Annotated in this window: 21 protein-coding genes; 10 read left to right on the forward strand and 11 right to left on the reverse strand. The window is 71.4% G+C overall.

From position 1 onward, the window contains the following. Positions 1–10 precede the first annotated feature (10 nt). Positions 11–568 (forward strand): hypothetical protein, encoded by a 558-nt coding sequence (locus C6Y14_RS11220; protein ID WP_107016382.1) that lies wholly within the window; start codon positions 11–13, stop codon positions 566–568. A gap of 291 nt (positions 569–859) precedes the next feature. On the opposite strand, the gene C6Y14_RS11225 is transcribed toward C6Y14_RS11220, so the two are convergent. Then, positions 860–2,806, reverse strand: coding sequence for an amylo-alpha-1,6-glucosidase (locus C6Y14_RS11225; RefSeq protein ID WP_107016383.1), 1,947 nt, complete (start codon positions 2,804–2,806; stop codon positions 860–862). Then, positions 2,803–4,455, reverse strand: a complete 1,653-nt coding sequence (locus tag C6Y14_RS11230) for an MGH1-like glycoside hydrolase domain-containing protein (RefSeq protein ID WP_225891001.1) — start codon at positions 4,453–4,455, stop codon at positions 2,803–2,805. The genes C6Y14_RS11225 and C6Y14_RS11230 overlap by 4 nt, the downstream gene beginning before the upstream one ends. A 145-nt stretch (positions 4,456–4,600) precedes the next feature. On the opposite strand from C6Y14_RS11230, the gene C6Y14_RS11235 reads away from it, so the two are divergent. The 3 genes from C6Y14_RS11235 (at position 4,601) to C6Y14_RS11245 (ending at position 10,090) form a co-directional block, all read left to right on the forward strand. Further along, positions 4,601–5,818, forward strand: a complete 1,218-nt coding sequence (locus C6Y14_RS11235; RefSeq protein WP_107016384.1) for an ROK family protein — start codon at positions 4,601–4,603, stop codon at positions 5,816–5,818. 466 nt (positions 5,819–6,284) lie between these two features. Beyond that, positions 6,285–9,059, forward strand: a complete 2,775-nt coding sequence (gene ppdK, locus C6Y14_RS11240; protein WP_404828759.1) for a pyruvate, phosphate dikinase — start codon at positions 6,285–6,287, stop codon at positions 9,057–9,059. Between the two features lie 422 nt (positions 9,060–9,481). Continuing rightward, on the forward strand, positions 9,482–10,090 hold the full coding sequence (locus C6Y14_RS11245; RefSeq protein ID WP_107016386.1) for a hypothetical protein: 609 nt from the start codon (positions 9,482–9,484) through the stop codon (positions 10,088–10,090). A gap of 47 nt (positions 10,091–10,137) precedes the next feature. Here C6Y14_RS11245 and C6Y14_RS11250 read toward each other — a convergent pair whose 3' ends face one another. The 5 genes from C6Y14_RS11250 to C6Y14_RS11270 form a co-directional block, all read right to left on the reverse strand. Further along, positions 10,138–10,587: an excalibur calcium-binding domain-containing protein gene (locus C6Y14_RS11250; RefSeq protein WP_107016387.1), complete on the reverse strand. Its 450-nt coding sequence runs from the start codon at positions 10,585–10,587 to the stop codon at positions 10,138–10,140. Between the two features lie 193 nt (positions 10,588–10,780). Further along, positions 10,781–11,947: an alkaline phosphatase PhoX gene (locus C6Y14_RS11255; protein ID WP_107016388.1), complete on the reverse strand. Its 1,167-nt coding sequence runs from the start codon at positions 11,945–11,947 to the stop codon at positions 10,781–10,783. Between the two features lie 394 nt (positions 11,948–12,341). Next, positions 12,342–12,701, reverse strand: coding sequence for a nitrite reductase small subunit NirD (nirD, locus tag C6Y14_RS11260; RefSeq protein WP_107016389.1), 360 nt, complete (start codon positions 12,699–12,701; stop codon positions 12,342–12,344). Further along, on the reverse strand, positions 12,698–15,364 hold the full coding sequence (gene nirB / locus C6Y14_RS11265) for a nitrite reductase large subunit NirB (RefSeq protein ID WP_107016390.1): 2,667 nt from the start codon (positions 15,362–15,364) through the stop codon (positions 12,698–12,700). Before nirB ends, nirD begins: the two co-directional genes overlap by 4 nt. Continuing rightward, positions 15,364–16,635, reverse strand: coding sequence for an NAD(P)/FAD-dependent oxidoreductase (locus tag C6Y14_RS11270; protein WP_107016391.1), 1,272 nt, complete (start codon positions 16,633–16,635; stop codon positions 15,364–15,366). Before C6Y14_RS11270 ends, nirB begins: the two co-directional genes overlap by 1 nt. A 244-nt stretch (positions 16,636–16,879) precedes the next feature. On the opposite strand from C6Y14_RS11270, the gene C6Y14_RS11275 reads away from it, so the two are divergent. The 3 genes from C6Y14_RS11275 (at position 16,880) to C6Y14_RS11285 (ending at position 19,817) form a co-directional block, all read left to right on the forward strand. Continuing rightward, positions 16,880–18,211, forward strand: a complete 1,332-nt coding sequence (locus C6Y14_RS11275) for a sensor histidine kinase (RefSeq protein ID WP_107016471.1) — start codon at positions 16,880–16,882, stop codon at positions 18,209–18,211. Positions 18,212–18,279: 68 nt separating this feature from the next. Further along, entirely contained in the window at positions 18,280–18,930 is a 651-nt protein-coding gene (locus C6Y14_RS11280) for a response regulator transcription factor (RefSeq protein WP_107016472.1), read from the forward strand. 104 nt (positions 18,931–19,034) lie between these two features. Beyond that, the gene (locus C6Y14_RS11285) at positions 19,035–19,817 is read left to right on the forward strand and encodes a sulfite exporter TauE/SafE family protein (protein WP_107016473.1); all 783 of its coding nucleotides are present in this window, start codon (positions 19,035–19,037) and stop codon (positions 19,815–19,817) included. A gap of 80 nt (positions 19,818–19,897) precedes the next feature. Here the strand turns inward: C6Y14_RS11285 and C6Y14_RS11290 are convergent, their stop codons facing one another. Together C6Y14_RS11290 and C6Y14_RS11295 are read right to left on the reverse strand one after the other, a co-directional pair. Next, positions 19,898–20,548, reverse strand: a complete 651-nt coding sequence (locus C6Y14_RS11290; RefSeq protein WP_225891017.1) for a class F sortase — start codon at positions 20,546–20,548, stop codon at positions 19,898–19,900. Positions 20,549–20,724: 176 nt separating this feature from the next. Next, a complete protein-coding gene (locus tag C6Y14_RS11295; protein WP_107016393.1) occupies positions 20,725–21,270 on the reverse strand; it encodes a hypothetical protein in 546 nt (181 codons plus the stop codon). A gap of 313 nt (positions 21,271–21,583) precedes the next feature. On the opposite strand from C6Y14_RS11295, the gene C6Y14_RS11300 reads away from it, so the two are divergent. Then, the gene (locus tag C6Y14_RS11300; RefSeq protein ID WP_107016394.1) at positions 21,584–22,207 is read left to right on the forward strand and encodes an NADPH-dependent FMN reductase; all 624 of its coding nucleotides are present in this window, start codon (positions 21,584–21,586) and stop codon (positions 22,205–22,207) included. Between the two features lie 49 nt (positions 22,208–22,256). Here C6Y14_RS11300 and C6Y14_RS11305 read toward each other — a convergent pair whose 3' ends face one another. Beyond that, entirely contained in the window at positions 22,257–23,162 is a 906-nt protein-coding gene (locus C6Y14_RS11305) for an aminoglycoside phosphotransferase family protein (RefSeq protein ID WP_107016395.1), read from the reverse strand. A gap of 249 nt (positions 23,163–23,411) precedes the next feature. On the opposite strand from C6Y14_RS11305, the gene C6Y14_RS11310 reads away from it, so the two are divergent. After that, positions 23,412–23,768: a hypothetical protein gene (locus C6Y14_RS11310; RefSeq protein WP_107016396.1), complete on the forward strand. Its 357-nt coding sequence runs from the start codon at positions 23,412–23,414 to the stop codon at positions 23,766–23,768. 81 nt (positions 23,769–23,849) lie between these two features. On the opposite strand, the gene C6Y14_RS11315 is transcribed toward C6Y14_RS11310, so the two are convergent. Beyond that, a complete protein-coding gene (locus C6Y14_RS11315) occupies positions 23,850–25,502 on the reverse strand; it encodes a M4 family metallopeptidase (RefSeq protein WP_225891002.1) in 1,653 nt (550 codons plus the stop codon). A 178-nt stretch (positions 25,503–25,680) separates the two neighbouring features. On the opposite strand from C6Y14_RS11315, the gene C6Y14_RS11320 reads away from it, so the two are divergent. Continuing rightward, positions 25,681–26,103: a gamma-glutamylcyclotransferase family protein gene (locus C6Y14_RS11320; RefSeq protein WP_107016397.1), complete on the forward strand. Its 423-nt coding sequence runs from the start codon at positions 25,681–25,683 to the stop codon at positions 26,101–26,103. Positions 26,104–26,241: the final 138 nt, after the last annotated feature.

A 26,241-nucleotide genomic window follows, 5' to 3' on the forward strand; every position in this document is an offset into this window, starting at 1 on the left:
AGGAGGAGCGATGAGTACGAGCACTGTCGGCGAAGCCGTCGAACAGAAGCAGAACCCGGGCCAGTTGAACTCGGTCCAGCTCAACATCGTCACCCTCATCGACATGGAGCGGGCGACCGAGACCGGTTCGCTCAGCGAGTCGATGTTCATGATGGACAACAGCATCGGCGGTGACGGGCAGGGCACGAACCACCTCCAGACGTTCTGCAAGCAGGGGCAGGTCCTGAACTGGATCGTGCGGCCCATCGACATGGACAAGCGGATCGACAACACCTGGCCGCCCATGCCGAAGATCAACAGCATCGTCTTTCTCGACACGGAGTCCGGGGACGAGGAGGACGTGGCGGAGCGCAAGATCTTCACCGAGCTGAAGATCTACGGGGCGCCTGACCGGATGCGGGACAAGTTCACGCCGGTGTACTACTACTGGGCCGGCACGGTTCTGAGCACGGCCCGGCCGGGCTTGTACCGGTACCGGCTGGTCCTGGAGCTGGAACAACGGGGCACGCAGGAAAAGCTGTACCTCAACACAGAGGAACACCCGTCGATCCGGGTCCTGGCGGTCTGACCCCCAGCCCTCCCAAGCCCCCACCGAGCCCCTCGGGCAGCCCCCGGGCGCGGCCCGGCGGGGGCCGTTCGCACAGTTCCCCGCGCCCCTGAAAACCCGTGTTCGTCTGCGGGCCGGTGGGGGTCACCCGCGCAGTTCCCCGCGCCCCTGAATGTGCGGGTCCGGTGGGGGTTGCTCGCGCAGTTCCCCGCGCCCCTCGGGGAGGGGCTGCGCCCCGTCCCACCTAGGGGCGCGGGGAACTGCGCAATCTTTTGGGCCCGCCCCCACCGGCCCGCACCCGGCAGCGAAACCTCACGCACCCCCGACCGCGGTCAGCAACGCCAGCGGCGCGGCCGCAGACCGCGATTCCCGTACGCACGCATGCGGATACGGCACAGGCTCCGCATGCGTACCCCGCCCGTACCCCGCGAGCACCTCCGGCAGCCGGTGCCCCGCGACACCCGCCGCGTCCACCAGCCCCCGCGCCACCGCCCGAGCCTCGTCATGCAGCCCGTACCGCGCCAGCCCCAACGCGATCAGCGCGTTGTCGTGCGGCCACACCGACCCCCGGTGGTAGGACAGCGGATGGTAGGCGGGCTGCCCGGAGGCGACCGTCCGCACGCCCCACCCGGAGAAGAAGTCCGGTTCCAGCAGCCGCCGCCCCACCAGTTCCCCGTACTCCTTGTCCAGCAGCCCGGACCACAGCAGATGCCCCGCGTCGGACGCGAGCGCGTCGACGTGGTTCCCGTCGCCGTCGAGCGCGAGCGCGGGGAACGCGCGGTCCGCCATCCAGAAGTCCCGCTGGAACCGGTCCCGCAGATCCCCGGCGGCCTGTTCGAGGAGCGCCGCGTACACCTCGTCGTCCCACACCGTCCGGGCGAGCTGCGCGGTCCGGCGCAGCGCGTCGTACGCGTACCCCTGCGCGCCCGCGGCCGTCACGGGCCCGGTGGGCCGGCTGCCGTCGCCGGAGCAGATCGCGCCGGGGGAGTCCTTCCAGTTCTGGTTGGCGAGGCCGCCCTCGTCCGCGCGGTAGACGAGGTAGCCGCGGGAGGTCAGCCCGCCGTGGTCGAGCATCCAGCCGATCGCCGCGCGGGCGTTGGGCTCCAGCCTGCGGGCCAGTGCCGTGTCGCCGGTCTGTTCGACGTACGCGCCGAGGAGGACCAGGAAGAGCGGGGTCGCGTCGACGGAGCCGTAGTAGCGGCCGTACGGCACCTGCCCGAAGTGGGCCAGTTCCCCGTGCCGCACCTCGTGCACGATCTTGCCGGGCTGGGAGACCGTGCCCACGCCGACCTCGGTGGCCTGGGCCGCGGCGAGCGCGGGCAGGGTGGCGGCGGCCAGCTGGGGCCGGTAGGGCAGCGCGAACAGCGAAGTGAGCAGCGCGTCGCGGCCGAGCAGCGTCAGGAACCAGGGCACCCCCGCCGCCGGAACCCGAAGCTCCTCCCCGTCGGGCCCGGTCGCCGGTACCTGGAGCACTGCCAGGTCCGCGATACCCCGCGCGCACGCCGCGGCCAGCTCGGGCCAGCCGGTCGGGAACGGCACGCCCTCCGCGAACTCGCTCTCCAGCGCCCGGAGCCGGGCTTTCGCGGCGGCCGGGGTGAGGGGCACCTCAGGGGCCGGCATGCCGTGCGGGCGGGCCGCCACCCGCAGGGACAGTTCGGCCGAGCCGTGCGGTTCGAGGTCCAGGGCCCACACCAGGCGCCGCGCGCCCGTGCCGGTCTCCTCGACCCCGTCGGGCGCGGGCTCACTCGTGACGGTCGTACAGGACCGCCATTCCCCGCGCTGGTAACTGAACTCCACGCCGTCGTCGAGGACTTCGCGGGAGCGGACCGCGCCGGTCTTCGCGTACGTCCGGTGGTCGGTGCGCAGTTCGAACTGGTCCGTGAAGTCGGCGTCGGCGGTGATCGCGATGCGGACCGTCGTCGGCACCGGGCGGTTGCTGGTGATCCGCAGCGACTCGACGAACGAGCCGTCGGCGACGGCCTGTTCGCGGAACAGGGTGTGGGCGGGCGGCTCCTGCCGGCCGCCGCGCGGCACGAGGACGCAGCGGGCCGTGTCGCCGTCCGTCACCGGCGACAGCGCTTCGGGCACCGCGCCGTCGACGGTCAGCTGCCAGCGGCTCAGATGCCGGGCGTCGCGCACGAACATCCCGTCGGGGGCGGAGTGCGAGCCGCCTCCGCCGCGTACTCCGCTGATGTCGCCGCCGTCGCCCACCGCGACGAACGTCCCGCCGTGTACGAGCAGATGCTGCCGGTCCGTCATCGCAGGTCCCCTCCCAAGGCACCCTCGCCGAACTTCTCCGTCGCGCCGAACTCGTCGTCCGTGCCGAACTCTTCGGCCCCGCCCAGCTTTTCGGTCCCGCGCAGCTTTTCGGTGCTGCCGTGCGCCGCCTCGGGCGCCGTCCCGTGCAGCAGGTCCAGCGTCAGCGCCGCGGTCCAGCTGAAACCGAGGGCCCCGCAGGCCTCGCCGGTGTACGGGTCCACGTACTCGGCGAACCCGGACGTGTCCGCCGTCTCCAGCAGCGCGCCCCGCAGTTCGGCCGCGTACGCGAGCTCCCCGTGCAGCCGCAGCCCCCGCTCCACCAGCCAGTTGGTGTTGAACCAGGCGGGCCCCCGCCAGTACCGGTGCGGGTCGAAGGCGTGCCCGGTCAGGTCGTAGCTCGGTACGAGCCGGGTCGTGCCGCCGAGCCCGAAGTGCGGGCCGCGCAGGGTCCGTACGAGCGTCGCGGCCGTCTCGCGCGGCAGCGTCGGCAGGATCAGCGGGACGAGTCCTGAGACCCCGCGCTCGGGGATCCGCTCGTCCGTGCGCACGTCCCGGCAGAAGAACATGCCCTCCGCCGGGTCCCACAGCCGGTCGACCAGCGCCGCCGTCAGCCGCTCGGCGCGCGCGTGCCGGGCGGTGCCCGTCGCGCCCAGCTCCCGGGCGATCCGCGCCAGCGCGTGCTCGGAGGCGATCAGCAGCGCGTTGAACGCCGGGTCCTCCACGGCGAATTCACCGCCACCGCCGCCGGTTCGGGCCCCGGCACCGCCGCCGGGGCGCGTACCGCTCCCGTGACCGCCGCCCCCGTGACCCGCGTCCGCGTGACGGCCGTCCGCGTACTCGCCGTCCCGGTAGTCCGCCGCCAGCCGTACGTACCGGCCGTAGTCCAGGTCGGTCGGGCGGTCCTCGGCGGCGCCGTGGTCCAGGTCGGCGCGGCGGAAGGAGCGGGCCGGCGCCGGGGTGACGCGCGACAGCGGCGCGTCCCAGCTCGGGGCGTTGTCCATGCCCTGCTCCCAGGGGTGGACCACCGAGGCGAGGCCCCCGCCCCCGAGGTCCCGGCGGTGCAGCAGATAGCGGTGCCAGGCCGCGAGGCGCGGGTACATCCGGGCCAGGAAGGACCGTGACCGGGACAGCCCCGGGTCGGCGCAGTGCACGAGCCACACAGCGAGCGCGTGCACCGGTGGCTGCACGATGCCCGAGGTCTGTACGGTGCCGGGGGCGCCCGCCGCGCGCCCCGCGGTCGAGGAGCGCCAGAAGTCCGGGCTCGGGAAGTACGCGTCGAGGGGGACGGAGGGGTTGAACACGATGTGCGGGATCCGGCCGTCGCCCCACTGCGCGTCGAGCAGCGTCTCCAGCTCGGTCTGGGCCCGCAGCGGCGACAGATGCCGCAGCCCGATGGCGATGAACGCGGAGTCCCAGGACCACTGGTGCGGATACAGGCTGCGCGAGGGCACCGTGGACGCGCCCCGCCAGTTGCCGTCCAGCACCTGGGCCGCCCTGGCGTGCAGCGACTCCGCCGGGAGGACCGGATCGTATACGGCGGTCCGGGCCCGGCCGGTCTCACCCTGGCCGGTGAAGGGCGGTGAGGCCGCGGTGCGTACGGGATCGAAGTGCACAGTGCGGCGGGCGGTGAGCTGGGTTGTGCGGTCCACTCAGGTCTCCCCGAAGACATGGCGCCGACCAGTTCGGCAGTAGCTACCGTAGGGTTACGTCTATTTAACACGCAAAACTCAATATGTAATGCAGAGTTGGTGAACGCAAGGGGTGCGTATGACCGGAACCAGAGGGAGGAGCGACATGGCCGTCAGGACCGGGAGGGCCGGGAGCCAGGCCAGCTCCGGCGACCTGCTGGAGCTGGTGCGCAGCGGACGCGCCACCACCCGCGGCGCGTTGCAACAGGTCACCGGGTTGTCCCGGGCCACCGTCGGACAGCGCCTCGACCGGCTCTTCCGGGCCGGCTGGCTGCGTGAGGGCGCCGCGGGCCCGGTGGACTCGCCGCTCGGCGGACGCCCCTCGGTGCGGCTGGAGTTCGACGACGCCCACGCCGTCGTCCTCGCCGCCGACCTCGACACCCGGCACGCACGCGCCGCCGTACTGTCCCTGACCGGTGAACTGCTGGCCGAGCACGCCGGTCCGCTGCTCGTCGAGGACGGCCCGGACGTGGTCCTCGGCGAGCTGGGCCGCTGGTTCGCCGAACTGCTGGAGAAGGCCGGGCACCGGGCGGCCGAGGTGTGCGGGATCGGGCTCGCCGTGCCGGGACCGGTGGACACCGACACGGGCCGGGTCGTCCAGCCGCCGATCATGCCCGGCTGGGACGGCTACGACATAAGAGGCCGCCTGACGCGCGCCTTCACCGAGCACACGGGCGCCGGACCGGTCCCGGTCCTGGTCGACAACGACGCCAACCTCATGGCGTACGGGGAGCAGCGCACCGCCCACCCCGACTGCTCGGCCTTCGTCCTGGTGAAGGTCTCCACCGGTATCGGCGCGGGGGTGGTCGTCGGCGGCACGATCTTCCGGGGCATCGACGGCGGAGCCGGGGACATCGGGCACATCCGGGTCCCGGAGGGCGCCGACGCGCTGTGCCGGTGCGGGTCGTACGGCTGTCTCGCCGCCGTCGCCAGCGGGGGAGCCGTGGCCCGCAAACTGGCGGAGTCGGGGGTTCCGGCGGCGTCGGGTTCGGACGTGCGCGATCTGCTCACCTCGGGGCACCCCGGTGCGGCGGCGTTCGCACGGGAGGCGGGACGGCACGTCGGTGACGTCCTCGCCACGGTGGTGACCCTGCTCAACCCCGGCGTCCTGATGATCGCCGGGGATCTGGCCGGAACCGCCTTCCTCACCGGGGTGCGCGAACTGCTCTATCAGCGGGCCCTGCCCCGCTCCACCGCCCACCTGGACGTGGTCACGTCCCGGCTCGGCGAACGGGCGGCCCTGGTCGGGGCCGGTGCGCTGGTCGTCGAGCACCTGTACGCGCCCGAGCGGATCGAGGAGCGCCTGCTCGCCCTGGGCGTGTGAGACGACGGGCGCGCCGAGGGGCCGGCGGGCCGTGCGGGGCGCCCGCGCGAGGTGATGTGACGGTGGTGTTTCCGGTCGGGGAACGCGTCCGCATGATGAAATCCGGGCGCCGAAAACGGCGTGATTCTCGCCACGCATGATCGATGTTTCGCTCAGATGAGCGGATCTTGGGTGGCTGCACTTCTCCAAAGGGTGGCACTCAGTGCCACCCTTTGATCATTGACGACGTGAACTCAGACGTGCCGGAAGCCGCTCAGGTGAGCGCGATGTCGGGTCTGTGAGCGCCCGCGCCTTCAAGAAGTGAACGCTGTAGGCCCCAACGGCTTACCATCCCTTGACTTTCGATCTGGTGGCGGACGAGTGGTTACAGCCGTATGACGCGCAAGTGGACGTACCCAGACGCCTTCGATCTGGGTATGTTCCCCGTCGTCAGGGCAGCCACCGCGTCGTCGAGGAGTCGAGACCCGTGTCGGAAAACAAAGATCCCCACGTAGCCGCGAACGGCGACAGCGGCGTCGACAGCAGTGTCGGGAGCGTCGGCGGGAGCGTGAAGTTCGTTTATGACTTCACCGAAGGCAACAAGGAACTCAAGGACCTTCTCGGCGGCAAGGGTGCCAACCTCGCCGAGATGACCAACCTGGGTCTCCCCGTGCCTCCCGGCTTCACCATCACCACCGAGGCCTGCAAGACCTACCTCGACAGCGGCGACGAGCCCGCGGCACTGCGTGACGAGGTGAGTGCACACCTCGACGCCCTCGAAGCGACCATGGGCAAGAAGCTCGGACAGGCCGACGACCCCCTCCTCGTCTCGGTCCGCTCCGGCGCCAAGTTCTCCATGCCCGGCATGATGGACACCGTCCTGAACATCGGCCTCTCCGACAAGTCCGTCCAGGGTCTGGCCAAGCAGGCCGGGGACGACCGCTTCGCGTGGGACTCGTACCGCAGGCTCATCCAGATGTTCGGCAAGACCGTCCTCGGCGTCGAGGGCGAGCTGTTCGAGGACGCGCTGGAAGCGGCGAAGCAGACCAAGAAGGTCGCGGTCGACACCGATCTCGAAGCGGCCGACCTGAAGAAGCTCGTCACCAAGTTCAAGAAGATCGTCAGGACCGAGGCCGGCCGGGACTTCCCACAGGACCCGCGCGAGCAGATGGACCTCGCCATCCACGCGGTCTTCGACTCCTGGAACACCGAGCGGGCCAAGCTCTACCGCCGACAGGAGCGCATCCCGCACGACCTCGGCACCGCCGTCAACGTCTGTTCCATGGTCTTCGGCAACCTCGGCCCCGACTCGGGCACGGGCGTCGCCTTCACCCGCGACCCGGCCTCCGGCCACCAGGGCGTGTACGGCGACTACCTGCAGAACGCGCAGGGCGAGGACGTCGTCGCGGGCATCCGCAACACCGTCGCGCTCGCCGACCTCGAACAGATCGACAAGACGTCGTACGACCAGCTCATGCAGATCATGAAGACCCTGGAGAACCACTACCGGGATCTGTGCGACATCGAGTTCACCATCGAGCGCGGGCAGCTGTGGATGCTCCAGACCCGCGTCGGCAAGCGGACGGCCGGTGCCGCCTTCCGTATCGCCACGCAGCTCGTGGACCAGGGCCTGATCGACGAGGCCGAGGCGCTGCAGCGCGTCAACGGCGCCCAGCTGGCCCAGCTGATGTTCCCGCGCTTCGACGAGGGGACGAAGATCGAGCAGATCGGCCGGGGCATCGCCGCCTCGCCGGGCGCCGCGGTCGGCAAGGCGGTCTTCGACTCGTACACGGCCGTCAAGTGGTCGCGTTCGGGCGAGAAGGTCATCCTCGTCCGCCGCGAGACCAACCCCGACGACCTCGACGGCATGATCGCGGCCGAGGGCATCCTCACCTCGCGCGGCGGCAAGACCTCCCACGCGGCCGTCGTCGCCCGCGGCATGGGCAAGACCTGTGTGTGCGGCGCCGAGGAACTGGAGGTCGACACCAAGCGGCGCCGGATGACGGTGCCGGGCGGCCACGTCGTCGAGGAGGGCGACGTCATCTCCATCGACGGCTCCTCCGGCAAGGTCTACCTGGGCGAGGTCCCGGTCGTGCCGTCCCCCGTCGTCGAGTACTTCGAGGGCCGCATGCACGCGGGCGCCGACGACGCCGACGAACTGGTCGAGGCCGTCCACCGCATCATGGCCTTCGCCGACCGCAAGCGCCGCCTGCGCGTACGCGCCAACGCCGACAACGCCGAGGACGCGCTGCGCGCCCGCCGCTTCGGCGCCCAGGGCATCGGCCTGTGCCGCACCGAGCACATGTTCCTCGGCGACCGGCGCGAGCTCGTCGAGCGGCTGATCCTCGCGGACACCGACGCCGAGCGCGAGGAGTCCCTGAAGGAGCTTCTGCCGCTCCAGAAGCAGGACTTCGTGCAGCTCTTCGAGGCGATGGACGGCCTGCCGGTCACCGTGCGCCTCCTGGACCCGCCGCTGCACGAGTTCCTGCCGGACATCACCGAGCTGTCGGTGCGGGTGGCGCTCGCGGAGGCCCGCCAGGACCCCCACGAGAACGAACTGCGCCTCCTCCAGGCCGTCCACCGGCTGCACGAGCAGAACCCGATGCTCGGCCTGCGCGGCGTACGCCTCGGTCTGGTCATCCCCGGCCTGTTCACCATGCAGGTACGGGCCATCGCCGAGGCCGCCGCCGAGCGCAAGAACGCCAAGGGCGACCCGCGCGCCGAGATCATGATCCCGCTCGTCGGCACGGTCCAGGAACTGGAGATCGTCCGCGAGGAGGCCGAACAGGTCATCGCCGAGGTGCAGGAGCACACCGGCGTGGACCTGAAACTCTCCCTCGGCACGATGATCGAGCTGCCACGCGCCGCGCTCACGGCCGGTCAGATCGCGGAGGCGGCCGAGTTCTTCTCCTTCGGCACGAACGACCTCACGCAGACCGTCTGGGGCTTCAGCCGCGACGACGTCGAGGCCAGCTTCTTCACGGCCTACCTGGAGAAGGGCATCTTCGGGGTCTCCCCGTTCGAGACGATCGACCGCGACGGCGTCGGCAAGCTCGTACGCGACGCCGTGAAGGCCGGCCGTGAGACCCGTCCCGACCTCAAGCTCGGCGTCTGCGGCGAGCACGGCGGCGACCCGGAGTCCGTCCACTTCTTCCACGAGGTGGGACTCGACTACGTCTCCTGCTCACCGTTCCGCATCCCGGTGGCCCGCCTGGAAGCAGGCCGAGCGGCCTCCACCTCGACGGGCAGCGACCACCGGTAGGCCCACGGGGCTCCGGGCCCGCCATCCGCCACCCACCCTCACCGGCGGCGGACGGACCCGGTGCACGAAAACGAAGAGGCGGCACCCTGTGCGGGGGTGCCGCCTCTTCGGCATGGTCCGCGCAGATTGAGGATCCGTCGTCGGCCAGGTGCACCTGTGCGCGGTGACGGTGCGCGCCGTTGGTGTTCCGGTGCGGCCACTTCATCGCGCCGGGGGTGGCAGGTCCGTACGAACCGTCTATGTCCGGTCCCGCCTCGTAGCATTTGTTCCGGTTGTGTATTCCCGGCCGAATGGCACTCGCTTCGGTAACCTCACGGGCAGGTCGTCGAGGGTCATGTACCCAGTCATTACTGGGCAGTTGACCTCGGGGTTTCGTGGTAGCGTCCTGGTTCGGAGGGACAGTGCAACCTGAAAGGGAAATCGTGAACACGGAGAAGATTGCCGCTCGCCGCCTCTCGCTGGAAGAGGTGACGAAGCTCGGCGTGAAGGACAGGCTCTTCGTTTCCGCCGACACGGCAGAACTCAAGATTCCCGACTGCTATGTCTCTGCCTTTCTGACCAAGTCCGGTGAGGATTTCGAGGGCGGCTCGATCACGGCGCGAACCGTATTCCAGGAAGAGGTTTCCTGCCTTCCCGACGACGAGAATGAAGCCGGAATCTACGTGGCCGACGAAAAGGGCCCGGTGACCATCGAGGTCCTCCAGTCCGCCGGCGTCGTGCTGGACCTGGCGCTCTTCGTCCCTGGTGGGGACAAGGGAGCCCTCACGGCTCTCTACGCAGCGGCCCGGCAGGCGTTCGGCGCCGACGTCGTGCAGATCTGGCGCCAGGGCCTCAAGGAGGTTCCCGACGTGAAGGTCGACATCTTCGAGGAGCAGATTCCCCGGGGACGCAAGGGTGGCGACAGCCCCAAGCGTGACCGTCGCGCGATCGACACCTACCCCACCCGTGCGGACTTCATCGAGTTCTCCGACGGGTGGAAGCCGGTCGTCGAGATCCACCGCCCGATTGTGGACGACACCCCGACCATCTGAGTTTCCTCACGCCGTTCGGTCGCGGGGCGCGGCTGTGCGCCCGTGTGTCAGTCGGCGTGGCGTCGCCTGCGCAGGGCGAACAGGACCCCGCCGCCGGCCAGGAGCACGGCAGCGCCGCCGGCCGCGATGTACGGGGTGGCGCCGCTGCCCCCGGTCTCCGCCAGGTCGGTGTTCTGCCGCCCGGTGCCCGTGCCCTCGCCCGTGGCGTCCTGGGCACCCTTGTCGTCCGTGCTCTTGCCGTCCGTGTCCTTGCCCTGGTCGCTCGCGGGGACGAAGTCGGACGGCGGCTGGTCGCAGCCGATGCCGTCCTTGTCGCGGTCCAGGTGCTCGCCGTAGTGGTCGTCGCCCTTGACGATGTTCGAGTACCCGTTCTCGTACGCCTCGGTGCAGTTCTTGAACGGGTGCAGGCCGTCGTGGGCCTCGGCGGTGGTGACGGAAACGGCGGCCAGGGCCAGCGCGGCGACGGCCACGGAGGCGGACTTGCGGAACAGGTTCACCGTGAGCCCCCAGATATCTGTCGATATCCGTATGCATGATCACGAGGGTGATCAGTCGGATGTGAGGTGACGAAAGTATGAGAGGGGCTCTCGGTGCCACGGCGGAATGACGGACCCGTGATGCGAACGTGACGTGACCGGACGGTAGCTCTCCGCTCACGGGTCCGTCGTCCGTACACCGGACGGCCCGGGGTCACGCGCGGAACGGACCCCGCACCTCGTACGTGATGCCACCGGACGAACTGCCACTGGTGCCGCGCTGACTGGAGAAGTAGAGACGGGTGCCGTCGGGGGAGAAGGCGGGGCCGGTGATCTCCGAGCCCGACTGCCCGTCGACGCGCAGGAACGGGGCGATCACGTCGTCGGGCGTGATCACGCAGATCTCCATGTTGCCGCCGTCCTCGGCGACGAACAGGTCGCCGGAGGCGGTGCCGGTGATGTTGTCGACGCCGGTCAGCGGGGCGGTGCCGGAGGTGACGAGCGAGTCGTCGTAGGCCAGCTCGTAGGTGTTGGCGCTCAGGTTGAGCTGCCAGACACGGTTGTCGCCCTTGGTGGTGAACCAGACCGTGTCGTCGGCGTAGTGGCAGCCCTCGCCACCGTTGAACTTCTTCGACCCCGACACCTGCGTACGGGTCGTGGTGGGGGAGCCGTCCGGGTCGGGCACGTTCGCCCAGGTGAAGGAACCGGAGGTGGCCGTTCCGGCGACCAGGACCTGCAGGGTGCCGGCGGAGAGGCCGCCGCTGCCCCAGGTCGTCGGCACGAACCGGTACAGACAGCCGTTCGTCTCGTCCTCGGTCAGATACACCACCTTGCGCACCGGGTCGGCCGCGGCCGCCTCGTGCTTGAAACGGCCCATGGCGTCCCGGCGCACCGCGGCGTTCACGCCCCACGGGTCGGTCTCGTAGACATACCCCAGCGACACCTCCTCGCAGGACAGCCAGGTGTTCCACGGCGTCCTGCCGCCCGCGCAGTTCTGCCGGGTGCCGGACAGGATGCGGTACGCGCCCGTGATCGCGCCCGCCGACGAGAACTTCACCGCGCTCGTGCCGCCGGACGGGTTGATCTCCGAGTTCGAGACGTAGATCCACCCCGTGCCGTCGGCGTAACAGGCCCCGCCGTCGGGGGCGCTGTGCCAGGTGTACGAGGTACCGGTGACCGGCTGGCCCGATCTGGCGATCACCCGGCTGGTGAAGCCGCTCGGCAGCCTGACGCCGTTCGCGTCCGGCGAGCCGAGCGCTCCGTACGGGCCGGTGCCTGGCTGGGCGGGTGCGGCGTAGGCGGCGCCGCGCCACAGGGTTCCGCCGAGGACGGCCGATGATCCGCCGAGTACGGCCGCGCGCAGGAGAGTACGACGTTCCACTGTCGCTCCAAGGGTGCGGAGGCTGTCCCGTCCGCAGGTTGGGGACGGGGTCGCGCACGCCGGATCCTAAGAGCACGGGGTGGCCGCGCCGTGGCCACGCGGTGACATGCACGCGTCACGTCGCGCATACGTCTGCGGCCCCGGTGGGGGTTGCCCGCGCCGTTCCCCGCACCCCTTCGAGGCGGGGCTGCGCCCCATCCCGTTCGTCGTCTGCGGGTCCGGTGGGGGCTTGTCGCGCAGTTCCCCGCGCCCCTAAAAGCGGGGCTGCGCCCCAGCTTTTGCCCTTAAGGGGCGCGGGGAACTGCGCGGGCAACCCCCACCGGACCCGCAGTCAAAGACGGTGGGACAGTCGGGTTTTTCAGGGGCGCGGGGAACTGCGCAGGCAAAAGCAGCGTCAGTGTGCCCGCACCTCGTACGTCGTCACCCGCACCGCGTCGTCGTCCAGGCATGCCCCCGACGCCAGGTCGAAGCGTTGTTTCAGGAGGGGCGACGCCACGAACGGCCGACCCTGGTGGGAGCCGGTGAGCCCGCGGGACAGCACCGCCGCCCCCGAGAACGGATCACGGTTGTCGATCGCGTACATCCGACCCGTACGGTCCAGGAAGAGCGCCACCTGCCGCCCGTCCGGCAGCAGCGCGGCCACCCCCCGCCCGGGGATCAGCACGGACAGGTCGCACACGGCGAACCAGTTGTCGTCGGGTCCGGCCAGCCGGAGCTGGACCGTGAGCGTCGTGGTCTCGGGTGCGAGCGTCATCGCTGGGCGCTTCCTTCCAGAGGACGGGTACCGATCGTCAGCAGCGGCAGATCGGGCTTGATCTGGTCGCGCTCGGGAACGAACCCGACGACCGGGTCGGGCGTGTCCGGCGCGTTCACGAAGGAGACGAAGCGGGACAGCTTCTCCGGGTCGTTGATGGTCTCGGCCCACTCGTCGCGATAGGCGGCGACATGCGCCGTCATCAGCGACTCCAGCTCCTCGCAGATGCCGAGCGAGTCGTCCACCACGACGTCACGGACGTGGTCGAGGCCGCCGGGAATCCGCTCCAGCCAGGTCGAGGTGCGCTCCAGCCGGTCGGCCGTACGGATGTAGAACATCAGGAACCGGTCGATCAGGCGGATCAGCTCGGCGTCGGAGAGGTCCTGGGCGAGCAGGTCGGCGTGACGCGGAGTCGCTCCGCCGTTGCCGCCGACGTACAGGTTCCAGCCGGCGGCCGTGGCGATGATGCCGAAGTCCTTCGACTGGGCCTCGGCGCACTCGCGGGCGCACCCGGACACCGCCGACTTGAGCTTGTGGGGCGACCGCAGACCCCGGTAGCGCAGCTCCAGGTCGATGGCCATGCGCACCGAGTCCTGGACGCCGTAACGGCACCAGGTCTGCCCGACGCACGATTTGACCGTCCGCAGCGACTTCCCGTACGCGTGCCCGGACTCGAAGCCCGCGTCCACCAACCGCGCCCAAATCAAAGGCAGTTGCTCGACGCGCGCGCCGAACATGTCGATCCGCTGACCGCCCGTGATCTTCGTGTAGAGGCCGAAGTCGCGGGCCACCTCACCGATCACGATGAGCTTCTCGGGCGTGATCTCGCCGCCGGGGATGCGCGGCACGATCGAGTACGAGCCGTTCTTCTGCAGATTGGCCAGGAAGTGGTCGTTGGTGTCCTGGAGGGCGGCCTGCTCACCGCCGAGGACGTACCCCTCGGCGCCGATCGTGGGCGCGAGCGACGCGACGATCGAGCCGACGGTGGGCTTGCAGACCTCGCACCCGTCCCCGCCGCGCGCGTCCTCGCGGCCGTACCGGTCGAGGAGTTGCTGGTACGAGGAGATGCGCAGGGCGAGGACGATCTCATACAGCTCCTCGCGGGTCTGGGAGAAGCAGCCGCACAGGCCCTTGTCGACCTCGACGCCGCTCGCCTCCAGTTCGGAGGTGACGAGCTGGCCGAGCACCTTGACGCAACTGCCGCACCCGGTACCGGCCTTGGTGCACTTCTTGACCTCGGGGACCGTCGTGTAGGAGTGCTCGGTGACGGCACCCCGGATCGCGCCCTTGGTGACGTTGTGGCAGGAGCAGATGATCGCCTCGTCCGGCAGCGAGGACGGGCCGAGCTGGACGGGAGCGCCCGCGCCGGCCGGGAGGACCAGCTGCTCGGGTGCGATCGGCGGCACCGAACCGGTGAACGCCCGCAGCGTCCCGTACGCGTCCGCGTCGCCGACCAGGATGCCGCCGAGCAGTTCCCCGCCCGGCCCGATGACCAGCTTCTTGTACGTGCCCGAGCGGGAGTCCGCGTAGACGACGTCGAGGCAGTCGGCGGCGGCGCCGTGCGCGTCACCGAAGGAGGCGACGTCGACACCGAGGAGCTTCAGCTTGGTGGAGAGGTCGGCGCCGGTGAAGGAGGCCGCCTCGGCGGTGCCGGTGAGGGCGCTCTCGTCACCGGCGGCCGTTGCGTCGGCGGTCGCCGCGGCAGCGATCGTGGTGGCCGCCGTCTCCGCCATCTCGTAGCCGGGCGCCACCAGGCCGTACACCCGGCCGTCCGAGGCCAGCGCGCACTCGCCGATCGCGAAGACCCGCGGGTCGGAGACGGTCCGGCACTGGTCGTCGACGCTGATGCCGCCGCGCTCGCCCACGGTGAGTCCGCAGTCGCGGGCGAGCTGGTCACGGGGGCGTACCCCGGCCGAGAACACCACCAGGTCGGTGGCGACCGTCGAGCCGTCGGAGAGCTTCATGCCGGTCACGGCGCCGTCGTCGCCGGTGACGACCTCCTGCGTACCCGTGCCGGTGTGGACCGTGAGGCCCATGTTCTCGATGGTCCGGAGCAGGGCCGCGCCGCCGCCCTCGTCGACCTGGACGGGCATCAGCCGGGGTGCGAACTCCACGATGTGCGTGGCCAGTCCGAGCCCTTTCAGCGCTCCGGCGGCCTCAAGTCCGAGCAGCCCGCCGCCGACCACCGCGCCCGTCGTCGCCCGCGCCTTCGCGTACTCCTCGATGGCGAGCAGGTCCTCGATCGTGCGGTAGACGAAGCAGCCCTCGGCGTCCTTGCCCGGCACGGGCGGCACGAAGGGGAACGAGCCGGTGGCGAGGACCAGCGTGTCGTAGCCGACGACGAGACCCGAGCGGGCGGTGACCTTGCGGGCGGCCCGGTCGACGGTCTCGGCCGGGTCGCCGAGGTGCAGCTCGATCCCGTGCTCCGCGATGAACTCCAGGTCCGTCACGGACAGTTCCTCGGGTGTGCGGCCCGAGAAGTACGAGGTGAGCTGTACGCGGTCGTACGCGGGACGCGGCTCCTCGCACAGCACGACCACCCGGTGCGTGGCGGTCAGGCCGCGCTCGGCCAGCGCTTCGAGGAAGCGCTGGCCGACCATGCCGTGGCCGACGAGCACGATCGTGGGGCGGGCGCCAGTTCCCACCGGTGCGGTCGTGGACATCAGGAGCCTCCATCGTTGGTGAGCAGGTGGAGCAGCGGGGCGCCGTCCGCGGGGAGCGGTTCGGCTCCCTCCCAGGCGCGGGCGAGCGCGCCGACGGTGCCGAGCTCGCCGACGAGCACCCCGCCGACCAGGCGGTCGTCGCGGACGACGACCTTGCGGTAGGTGCCGCGGGTGGCGTCGGTGAGCTGGATGACGTCGTCCCCGGGGAGCGCGGTGTGCTCCCCGAAGGCGGCGAGGTCGAGAGGGCCGCCGCCGGCGGGGAAGGTGCCGGTGGCGAGGGTCAGCCGGGTGAGGGCGCGGGTGCCGCTGTAACCGGTCGCGCCCGCCGCGGACCCGGTCCCGGCCGGTGACGCGTGCCCTGCCCCGGCCAGCAACTCGGCCAGCACGTCGGCCTGTTCGAGGGCGGGCGCGGCCAGCCCGTACACCTGGCCGTCGTGCTGCGCGCAGTCGCCGATCGCCCGGATGTGCGGGTCGGAGGTGCGCAGCTCGTCGTCGACGATGACGCCCTTGTGGACGGCGAGCCCCGCGTCCTGGGCGAGGCCGGCGCGTGGACGTACTCCGCAGGCCAGCACCACCAGGTCGGCGCCGAGGGTGTATCCGTCGGCCATCTCGACCGAGCGGACCGCGCCCTCGACGCAGCGCACACCGCGTACCCGGCTTTCGGTGTGCACCTCGACGCCGAGGTCCTTGAGGTGTCGGAGCACCAGCTCGGACGCCGACGGGTCGAGTTGACGCTCCATCAGGCGTTCGCCCTGCTGGGCCAGGACGACCTGCGCGCCGCGTTCGGCGAGCGCGCGGGCGGCCGAGACGCCGAGCAGGCCGCCGCCGATGACGACGGCCCGGGTGCCTTGCCGTACGGCGTCGGACAGGCCCAGGCAGTCGTCCATCGTGCGGAACGCGTGGACGCCTTCGGGCAGTTCGTGCCGGCCGGGGGTGAACAGGCCGCGCAGCGGCGGCAGTACGGGGTTCGAGCCGGTGGCCAGGACCAGCGTGTCGTATGCGATCACCGTGTCGTCGGCGAGGTGCACCTGCCGCTGTGCGCGGTCGATGTGCACCACCCGGCCGCGGGTCAGCCGCTCGGGCGTCGGGAGGGCGATGACCTCGGGGGCGTACCGCCCGGCGAGGACCTCCGCGAGCAGCACCCGGTTGTACGGGGTGTGCTCCTCCTCGCCGACGAGCACGGCGGACACGCCGAGCTCTCCGAGCCTGCGGGCGAGACGTACGCCCGCGAGGCCGGCGCCGATCACCACCACACGCGTATTCGAGGTCATGTACGGCAGCGTGCGGTGCCGGTGTTACCCGGCAGCATCACGACTGTTTCCCGCGGGGAACGCTGCCCTCAGCGGAGGCCGGGCGCGGATGTGAGGGTTCTCGGCGGGGGCGAGAGGGCTCGGTGAGCCGCCCCGGACCCGGGGGTGGGGATAGCCGAACCCCCACCCCCGTGCGAGCACCATCGCCCGCGGGGACGGAACACGGAAACCTTGAGAGCCCGAGAGGAGCGAACGAGGAGTGACCATGGACACCGCCCGCACGCCGTACCACCGGGACACCGCCGCCGTACGGGCCCGCCGGTTCGCCCGGCGCCCGCTCGCCGCCTTCGCCCCGCGGGCCCTCGCCACCCTCCTGTACTCGGCGATCGCGTTCCCGCTCGCCCTCGCCGGCTGCCTGCTGACCCTCGCGGGGCTGCTCGTCGGCGGGGTCCTGTCCGTGACCACGCTGGGGCTGTGGGTCCTCGCACTGACCGTGCGGGGCGCGCTCGCGCTCGGGGCGCTCCAACGGGCCCTCGCGCGGCGTCTGCTGCACCTGCCGATCGAGGAACCGCCGGCACCCGGCGCGCACGGCACGCACGGCGTCCTGGGCCGCCGCCGCGCCCTGCTCCTCGGCCGGACCGGCTGGCGTGCCGTCGGCTGCGCGCTCGGCGTGCCCGTCACGGCGGCCCTCGCGTACGCGGTGGCCCTCGGCGCATACGGCTACGGCACGCAGTCGCTCCTCCACCCCCTCCTCAAGCGCTGGAACCACCACACCGTGCGCGACGGGGACTCCGTACGGCACGTGTCCCTCGAAGTCCTCGGCGTCCAGCTCGACACCTGGCCGCGCTGGCTGATCCCGGTGGCCGCGGGGCTCCTGCTCCTGTCGGCCGCGCCCTGGCTGATGCGCCACGCCCTCATCCCGCACCGCCTCCTGCTGGCCGCCACGCTCGGCCCGAGCGCCGCGGACCGCCGTATCCGCACCCTGGAGGAGACGCGCGCCCAGGCCGTGGACGACGCGGCGGCCACCCTGCGCCGCATCGAGCGCGACCTGCACGACGGGACACAGGCCCGGCTCGTCGGGCTCGCGATGCATCTGACGATGATCCGGGAGCTGATCGGCGCGGACGCGGACCGCGACCGGCTCCTCACCGTCGTCGACACCGCCCAGGGCAACGCCAAGCAGGCCATCGCCGACCTGCGCCATCTCGTCAAGGGCATCCATCCGCCCGTACTGGACCAGGGCCTCGACACGGCCCTCGCCACCCTCGCGGCGGACGTGGCACTGCCCGTCGAGGTCGTCACCGACATCGCGGACCGGCCCGCGCCCGCCGTCGAGTCCATCGCCTACTTCTGCGCCGCCGAACTCCTCGCCAACGCGGCCAAGCACAGCGGGGCGTCCGGCGCCAGGGTGCGGGTGACCGCCCGCGCCGGGCTGCTCGCGCTCACCGTCCGGGACGAGGGCCGCGGGGGCGCGGCGATCGGCGCGGGCTCGGGGCTCACCGGCCTGCTGACCCGGGTACGGACCGTCGACGGCACGCTCACCTGCGACAGCCCACCGGGAGGGCCTACGGTGGTCACGGTCGAGCTGCCGTACTGAGGCTGAGGCACCCACCAGAAACAAGAGGGCACATGGGGGAGACGGGGCAGATGGGAGAGAAGGGGCGCATGCGCGTGGTCATCGCCGAGGACTCCGCCCTCCTGCGCGACGGCCTGGCCCAGCTCCTGCAGCTGCGCGGCGTGGAGGTCGCCGCGGCCGTCGGGGACGCCGACGCGCTGCTGACCGCCGTGGCCGAGCACCGCCCGGACGCCGCCGTCGTCGACATCCGGCTCCCACCGACCCAGACGGACGAGGGAATCAGGGCGGCGGTACGGCTGCGCGCCGACCACCCCGGCACCGGCGTGCTGATCTTCTCCCAGTACGTCGAGACGAGATACGCGGCCCAGCTGCTCGGCACCCACCCGGGAGGCGTCGGCTACCTCCTCAAGGAGCGGGTCGTCGACATCGCCGAGTTCGTGGACGCGCTGGAGCGGATCGCCGCCGGCGGGACCGCCCTCGACCCCGAGGTCGTCGCCCAGCTCTTCGGCGCGAGCCGCCGCGCCACCGCCCTGGACGCCCTGACGCCCCGCGAGCGCGAGGTGCTGGCGCTGATGGCCGAGGGGCGTACGAACCACGCCATCGCCACGTCCTTCACCGTCTCGGAGCGGGCCGTGGAGAAGCACATCGCCCACATCTTCGCCAAGCTCGGCCTGCCGCCCTCCGACACGGAGAACCGGCGGGTACTGGCGGTCCTGCGCTACCTGGAGACGACGGCCTGACCTGCGGGGCGGTCCGTATGCGCCTGCGGTGGGAACCTCAGAAGTCCCTCAAGGTTCACGACATCCATGGACGGCGCATCTATCTCGTCCGTAGTGTCGTGATCATGCCCGACATATCGCTGACCATGGTCGTCGTCCTGTGCCTCGCCGCCCTCGCGGCCGGCTGGATCGACGCGGTCGTGGGCGGCGGCGGGCTGCTCCTCCTCCCCGCCCTGCTCCTCGGCCTGCCGAACTCGGGCTCGGCCGCCCAGTACGCGCTCGGCACCAACAAGGCCGTGGCGATCGTCGGGACGACGGGCGCGGCGGTCACGTACGCGCGCAAGGCACCCGTGGACGTCCGCACGGCGATACGGATCGGGCTCGCGGCACTGGCCGGGTCCACGGCCGGGGCGTTCGTCGCCACCGGGATGAGCACCGAGATCCTGAAACCGGTGGTCATGGTCGTCCTGCTCGGTGTCGGCACCTTCGTGATCCTGAAGCCCGCGTTCGGTACGGCCCCCTCGGCCGAGCCCGTCTCACCGCGCCGCGTCCTCGCCGCGATCGGGCTCGCGGGCCTGGGCATCGGCTTCTACGACGGACTGGTCGGCCCCGGCACGGGCACGTTCCTGGTCCTCGCCCTGACCGCGCTGCTCCACCTCGACCTGGTGTCCGCCTCCGCCACCGCGAAGATCATCAACTGCTGCACGAACGCGGGCGCGCTGGCCACGTTCGCCTGGAAGGGCACGGTGTTCTGGCAGCTGGCCGCGCTGATGGCCGTGTTCAACCTCGTCGGCGCCATGGCCGGGGCGCACACCGCGCTCAAGAAGGGCAGCGGCTTCGTACGGGGCGTGCTGCTGACGGTGGTGTTCGCGCTGGTGGCGAAGCTGGCGTACGACTTCTGGCTCTGAGCCCCGCCGGCCCCCTGGCGCCTTCGGCCCGCCTGATCCACCTGACCTGACCCTCCTGACGCTCCCGGCGCTCCCGGCGATCAGGACCGTCGGCTGCCCGTGAGGTGGGCGAAGACGACCACATTGCCCTGGTAGCCGGTGCCCGCCGAGTAGCCGCCCCCGCAGGTGATCACGCGCAGCTCCGGGCGCCCGGCGGCCCCGTACACCTTCTCGTCCGGGAAGTCGCGGGCGTCGTACACCTCGACCGTGTCGACGGAGAAGAGGGCGACGCTGCCGTCCCGGCGGCCGACCTCGATCGTGCTGCCCTTCCTGAGGGCGCCGAGCCGGTAGAAGACGGCGGGGCCCTCGGCGTTGTCGACATGTCCCGCGACGATCGCGGTGCCCTTCTCGCCGGGTGCGGTACCGGCCTCGTACCAGCCGGCGAGGTTCTTCCTGGCCGCGGGCGGCACGTCGAGGCTGCCCTGCGGGGAGAGGCCGAGGCCCATGAGGGGGGCGTCCACGCGGATCGAGGGGATACGGACGCGGGCGGGCGGTGAGTGCGGGAGCGCGGCGGCGGCGGGCCGGTCGACATGGCCGCCCGCGCGGGCCTGCGCGGCCGACGGCTGCGGCGGCGCGTGCGTCTTCGCGCCACTGTGCAGCAGCCAGGCCCCGCAGAGCAGCGCGACGAGGGTGGCGACGGCTATCGAGATGGTCGAGATGTTCGAGACGCTGCTGAACGGACGCACTCGCACTCGCACCCGGCCCCCTCTCCTCCTGTGACGTTCCATGGGTTTTGTGACGTTCCACTGGTCTCTGCGACCGGATCTCTGTGACGTTCCTCGGCCCCGCGTCCCCCTCCGGGCCACGAGGGGCGTCGGGCCCGGAGGAGGAGGGGGCGGCGGTACCGGTGGACAGCGGAGGGTGTCCGTCAGATCCCGTCGCCTCTCGCCCGGCGATGCAGGAGCCAGGTACCGCCCGCGGCGGCGACGGCCAGGGCGGCCACTCCCGCCGCGGTCTGCACGGGGTCGGGGCCGAGTGCGCCGCCGACCCCCGTCTTCACACTTCCCCGCGGGTGGACCTGCGTCTGCGGGCTGCTCTCCTGGGTGGAGGTGAGTGTGACCACCAGGTCGCCGGTCATCCGCGTACCGCCGGAACAGCGCACGACGATCTCGTACGTGCCGGGCTGCGCGGAGGGCGGCACCTCGAACCGGCCGACCGCGTCCCCCTCGTGCGCGCTGGGGATCAGCGTGAAACGGCCCGCGCCGACGGCCCCGGCGTCACCCGACACGGCGTCGTCGGCGTCGCACGACGCGGTGTTCACGGTGACCTCGGCGCCGGGCGCGACAGTGGCCGGATAGAGCTCGATGGACCCGGCGTCGCCCGCGTTCCCATCCGCCCCGTACGCGGGTGCCGCGCAGAGGGCCGCCGAGGCGACGGCGAGCGCGGTACCGGTCAGCAGGCGGGCTGTGCGCATCGTGCGTGCTCCTCCGAGGGGCGCGGCCCGCGACACCCCCAAGTGCCGCTGCGTCGGTCACGCCCTGCCCTACCGAGGTAAGTGGCAGTCGACGGCGTACGCCTCCTGATGTCACGTCAGAAGTGCGCTGAACGGGCGTCAGGCGAGGGGAGGGGACATGCCGCCGCGTTGGCGTTTTGCCAGGTCACCGGGGTATCAGGAGTGCTCCGGCGCAAAGAACCCGAAGAGATGGGGACGGCACGTGTGAACGGGTGACCGGTTCCCGCCGCTGCCGCCTTGACCTCAAGTTTGGTCGAGGTGTGAGGCTCGGCGCATGAACCCCACAGCGGACGTAGCCGCACCCCTTCACACCCCTCTCCCCGCACCCCTCAAGGTCGCCGTCATCATCGGCAGCAACCGGGAAGGCCGCTTCGGCCCCGTCGTCGCGGACTGGCTCCTCGGCCGGCTCCGCGAACGCGACGACCTCACGGCCGAGGTGGTGGACACGGCCGACGCCGGACTGCCGACGGCCCTCTCCTACTCCCCGACACCCGAGGTGACCGCCGAGCTGGCGAAGATCACGCCCAAGCTGGCCGCCGCCGACGCCTTCGTCGTCCTGACCCCCGAGTACAACCACTCCTTCCCCGCCTCGCTCAAGGCCCTCATCGACTGGCACTACGAGGAATGGCGGGCCAAGCCCGTCGGCTTCGTCTCGTACGGCGGGGTCTCGGGCGGCCTGCGGGCCGTCGAGCAGCTCCGCCAGGTCTTCGCGGAACTGCACGCCGTCACCGTCCGCGACACGGTGTCCTTCCACAACGCGGGCGCGTCCTTCGACGACGAGGGCCGCCACCGCGACCCCGCGGCGCCGGACGCCGCCGCGAAGGTGATGCTGGACCAGCTGGGGTGGTGGGGATCGGCGCTGCGGGAGGCCAAGGCGGTCCGGGCGTACGGCGGTTGAGGCTGCCATGACGCTGCCGGGCGCTCTGCTGCTGAGGCAGCCGGGCTTCCTACTCGGCGTCGGCGAGGGCCTCCGTCACCGCCCGGTGGCCGACGGCCGCCAGTACGGGATTGGTGACCCGGTAGTGGTGCTCCGCCGTCAGCCCGAAGTGCAGGGCCCAGCCGCGCCCGCGGGCCCAGGTGTCGTCGTCGACGCCGGCGGCCTCGCGGAACAGGGGCCGGGTCCCGCCGTCGAACACGGCCCAGGCGGCGAGCACGTCGGCCGCCGGATCGCCGGTACCGAGCCCGCCGAAGTCGATGACCGCGCTGAGGCGACCGTCCTGGGCCAGCAGATTGCCGGGCAGGAGGTCGCCGTGCAGCCAGACGGGTGCGCCGGTCCAGCGGGGGACCCGCAGGGCGTCCTCCCAGCGGGCGGTCACGGCGCTCGCGTCCAACACGCCGTCCGTGCCCAGCTCACGGATGGCGGCCCGGACGTGACGGTCGTCGGCGAGAGGGCCTCCGCGCCAGGAGGGCGACCCGCCGACGGCGTCGACCTCACGCAGCGCGGCCACGAACCGGCCCAACTGGCCTGCGGCATCGGCCAACTCGTCACCTTTCCCCAAAGGCTCGTCGTAGACGTTGCTGCCGTCCAGCCAGCGGAACACGCCCCACGGGAGCGCGTACCCCTGCCCGGGGGCGCCCGCGGCGAGCGGCACGGGGACGGCGAGCGGCAGCCGCGGCGCGAGCTTCGGCAGCCACCGCTGCTCCTTCTCGGCCTGCCCCGCCCCACCGGGCCGCCGCGGCAGCCGTACGACCATGTCGTCGCCGAGCCGGTACATGGCGTTGTCGGTCCCGGCGGACACGACCCGCTCCACGGACAGCCCGGCCCACTCGGGAAACTGCTCGGCGACGAGCCGCCCGACGAGCGTCTCGTCGATGTCGAGTTCGTCGGGGTTCATCTTGGGTGCGGGTGGCATGGGGCTCCGTGATCTCCGTGTACGACGCGTGAACCGTGGCACACGGCGCCCATGAGCGGCCAGCCTTTAAATCTCGACCGACAGGCGATGGGTCGCGGACCCACACGGCGTACGCAGGATCGATACCTCACTCACGTGCGGGTGACACCGCGTATCCGGGCGGCCGGGCCGGGGGATGCGGCAGACGGATTCGCGGACTTTTCGGGCTCATCGGCACCGAGGAGCCGTCAACGTTCCGGAGGAAAAGGAATGCGTCTTCGCCACACCGCTGCCGCCGCGGTCGGAGCCCTCGTTCTCGTGCTCACCCACCCGGTGTCCGCGAGCGCCGCCACAGGAGACTTCTCCTATCAATACGCCGGGCTCGACGGCCGGCCGCAGTCGGCCACCCTGCACGACCCGGAGAGCCCCGGCTGCATCGTGCTGCCCGAGGTCGCGGACCCGGGCGCGTCCGAGCCGGCCTTCGCCCCGCACAACGACACCGACACCTGGGTGATGGTGTTCACCGAGCCCGACTGCACCGGCGACTCCTGGACACTGCGTCCGCACGGCCGGCCGGCCTCGGACCGCCTCAAGCTGCGCTCGGTCTACCTGACCGACCGTCACTGACCGTCGCCCGCAGACCGGCTCCGACCCGCAAGAGGCCGCCCCGGCCGTGAACCGGGGCGGCCGGAAGAACCTCGCGTCGGCTCAGCCCACCGACACCGCCGACCAGGCCGCCCCCACCGCCGCGTACTCCGCGCTGCCCGCGCCGTACAGGTCCTTCGCCGCGCTCAGGGTCGCGGTGCGCGCGCCCGCGTACTTCGTCGACGACGTCATGTGGACCGTCAGCGCCCGGTACCAGATCGCGCCCAGTTTGGCCTTGCCGATGCCCGTCACCTTCGTGCCGTCGCAGGTCGTGCCGTTGTGGGCGACGCCGCCGACGGTCTTCGGGCCGCTGCCCTCGGCGAGGAGATACGCGAAATGGTTGGCGACGCCCGAGGAGTAGTGGACGTCGAGCTTGCCGACCGAAGAGGTCCAGCAGTCCGCGGAGTTGCCGTCCTTGGAGGGCTGGTCCATGTACCGGAGCGCCGAGCGGCCGAAGCCGGACTTCACGACCTTCTCGCCGATCCGCCAGTCCCCAGGGTCCGAGGGGTTGGCGGCGTAGAACTCCACCAGCGTGCCGAATATGTCGGAGGTCGCCTCGTTCAGGCCACCGGGCTCGCCCGAGTACGTCAACGCCGCCGTCTTCGAGGTCACGCCGTGGGACATCTCGTGGCCGCTCACATCCAGGGACACCAGCGGCCCGAAGGTCGTCCCGTCACCGTCGCCGTACGTCATGCAGAAGCAACCGTCGTCCCAGAAGGCGTTGTTGTAGGCGCTCCCGTAGTGCACACGGTTGTACGAGCCCTTGCCGTCGCCCGCTATCCCGCTGCGGCCGTGGACCTTCTTGTAGTAGTCCCAGGTGGTGTCGGTGCCGTACTGCGCGTCGACCGCCGCCGAGGCACGGTTCGAATCGGCCCCCGTACCCCAGTGGTTGTCGGCGTCGGTGAGGACGGGCGCCGCCGCACGCTGGTAGCAGAGGATCAGGATGCAGGAGTCGGTCTTGTTCTGTGTGTCGCCCGTGTACGTGTTTCCCCTGGTGGGGTCGGTCAGTTGATAGGCCGAGCCGGACTTCGTCGTCTGCAGCGGGACCGTACCGGCGTAGAGCGAACGCCCGTCGCCGGCCGCGGTCTCGATGCTGTCCCAGGCGTCGATCTCCCGACCGGTGACCGCGTCGGTGAGGACGACCCGGGCCATCGGATTCCCGAGCGAGTCCTTGCCCGTCGCCTCGGTGCGCCAGGCCAGCCTGGGCTTCCCGTGCAGGGCGTCGACCACCAACTGCGGCTTCGCGACCAGCCCGCGGAGCGTCTCACCGACGTTCGCGAGACGCAGGGCCGCGGTGGCGAGCCCGGCCGCCTTCGGCGCCGGCACGGACGGCTCGACGCTCGTGAGGGAGAGCGGACGCGTGGTGGCCCGTTCGGAGCCGCGGTAGTCACCGGCCGCCGTCAGGTGGACCATGAAGTCACCGCCCAGCACCGGCAGTTGACGGTACGTCCGGTCGTACCGCACATGCTGCGTGCCGTCGGCGTCGACGATCACGTCACGGGCCTTCGTGCCCTGGTCGGAGGTGAGGCCCAGCCGCGCGGCCTGGTCGGCGACCACCGCCGCGGCGTTGCCGAGCACGGTGTCCCGGCTCGGCCCGTCGGCCGCGGCCGCGCCGGGGGACAGGGCGCCCGCCAGCAAGGTGGTGGCCGCCGCGGACATACCGACGGTGGCGAGGCGCGAGCCCCGGATGTGCCGTGTCCGACTCGTCGAACGCATCGAACTCCTCAGGAAGGCACGCGAAACGCGTGGTGGGGGGAGTGGAGGGCGGGGGATGCGAATGCGAATGCCCGCTCAGTTCTAGGCGGCCGGACGGTGTCATGTCCATAGCTGATCACTGGGGAACGTGTGGGGATGTGTGTGGGGTGGGAATCGTTTCTGCAAAGGTCCGGGCAGGGTGAGCCGACTGCCGTTCTTCGTCTACGGCACGCTGCTCCGTGGCGAGGGAAACCACGACGCCTTCCTTCGCGGCCGCACACTCCCGGAGGTCCCGGCGACACTCACGGGCGCGCTGCTGTACGAGGGCCCCGGTTACCCGTACGCGGTCGAGACCCCCGAAAGCTCCGGAGGACTGATCCACGGCGAACTGGTCACGGCCGACCCGACCACGTACGCACAACTCCTCGCCGCACTGGACGAACTGGAGGAGTACACCCCGAACAACCCGGCCAACCTCTACGAGCGCGTACCGAGAGACGTGACAAGGCTGACGGACGGCGCACGCGTACGGGCATGGGTATACGTGGCGGCTCCGGCGGTGGCAACGCAACTAAGGGCGAACGGCAACCTCATCAGAGGCGGCAACTGGCGCCCCGCCTAGGTCGTTTCTGATGGCTCTTGTTGGGTGGGGTGGACCAAGCTTCTGACCGGGCAGGTGCGGGGCATGGTGCGGCGGCATGAACTCAGTGATGCGCAGTGGCGGAGGATCGAGCCGTTGCTGCCGGTCAACGGTCGTCCT

Source organism: Streptomyces dioscori (assembly GCF_003024195.1).
Classification (GTDB): Bacteria; Actinomycetota; Actinomycetes; order Streptomycetales; family Streptomycetaceae; genus Streptomyces; species Streptomyces dioscori.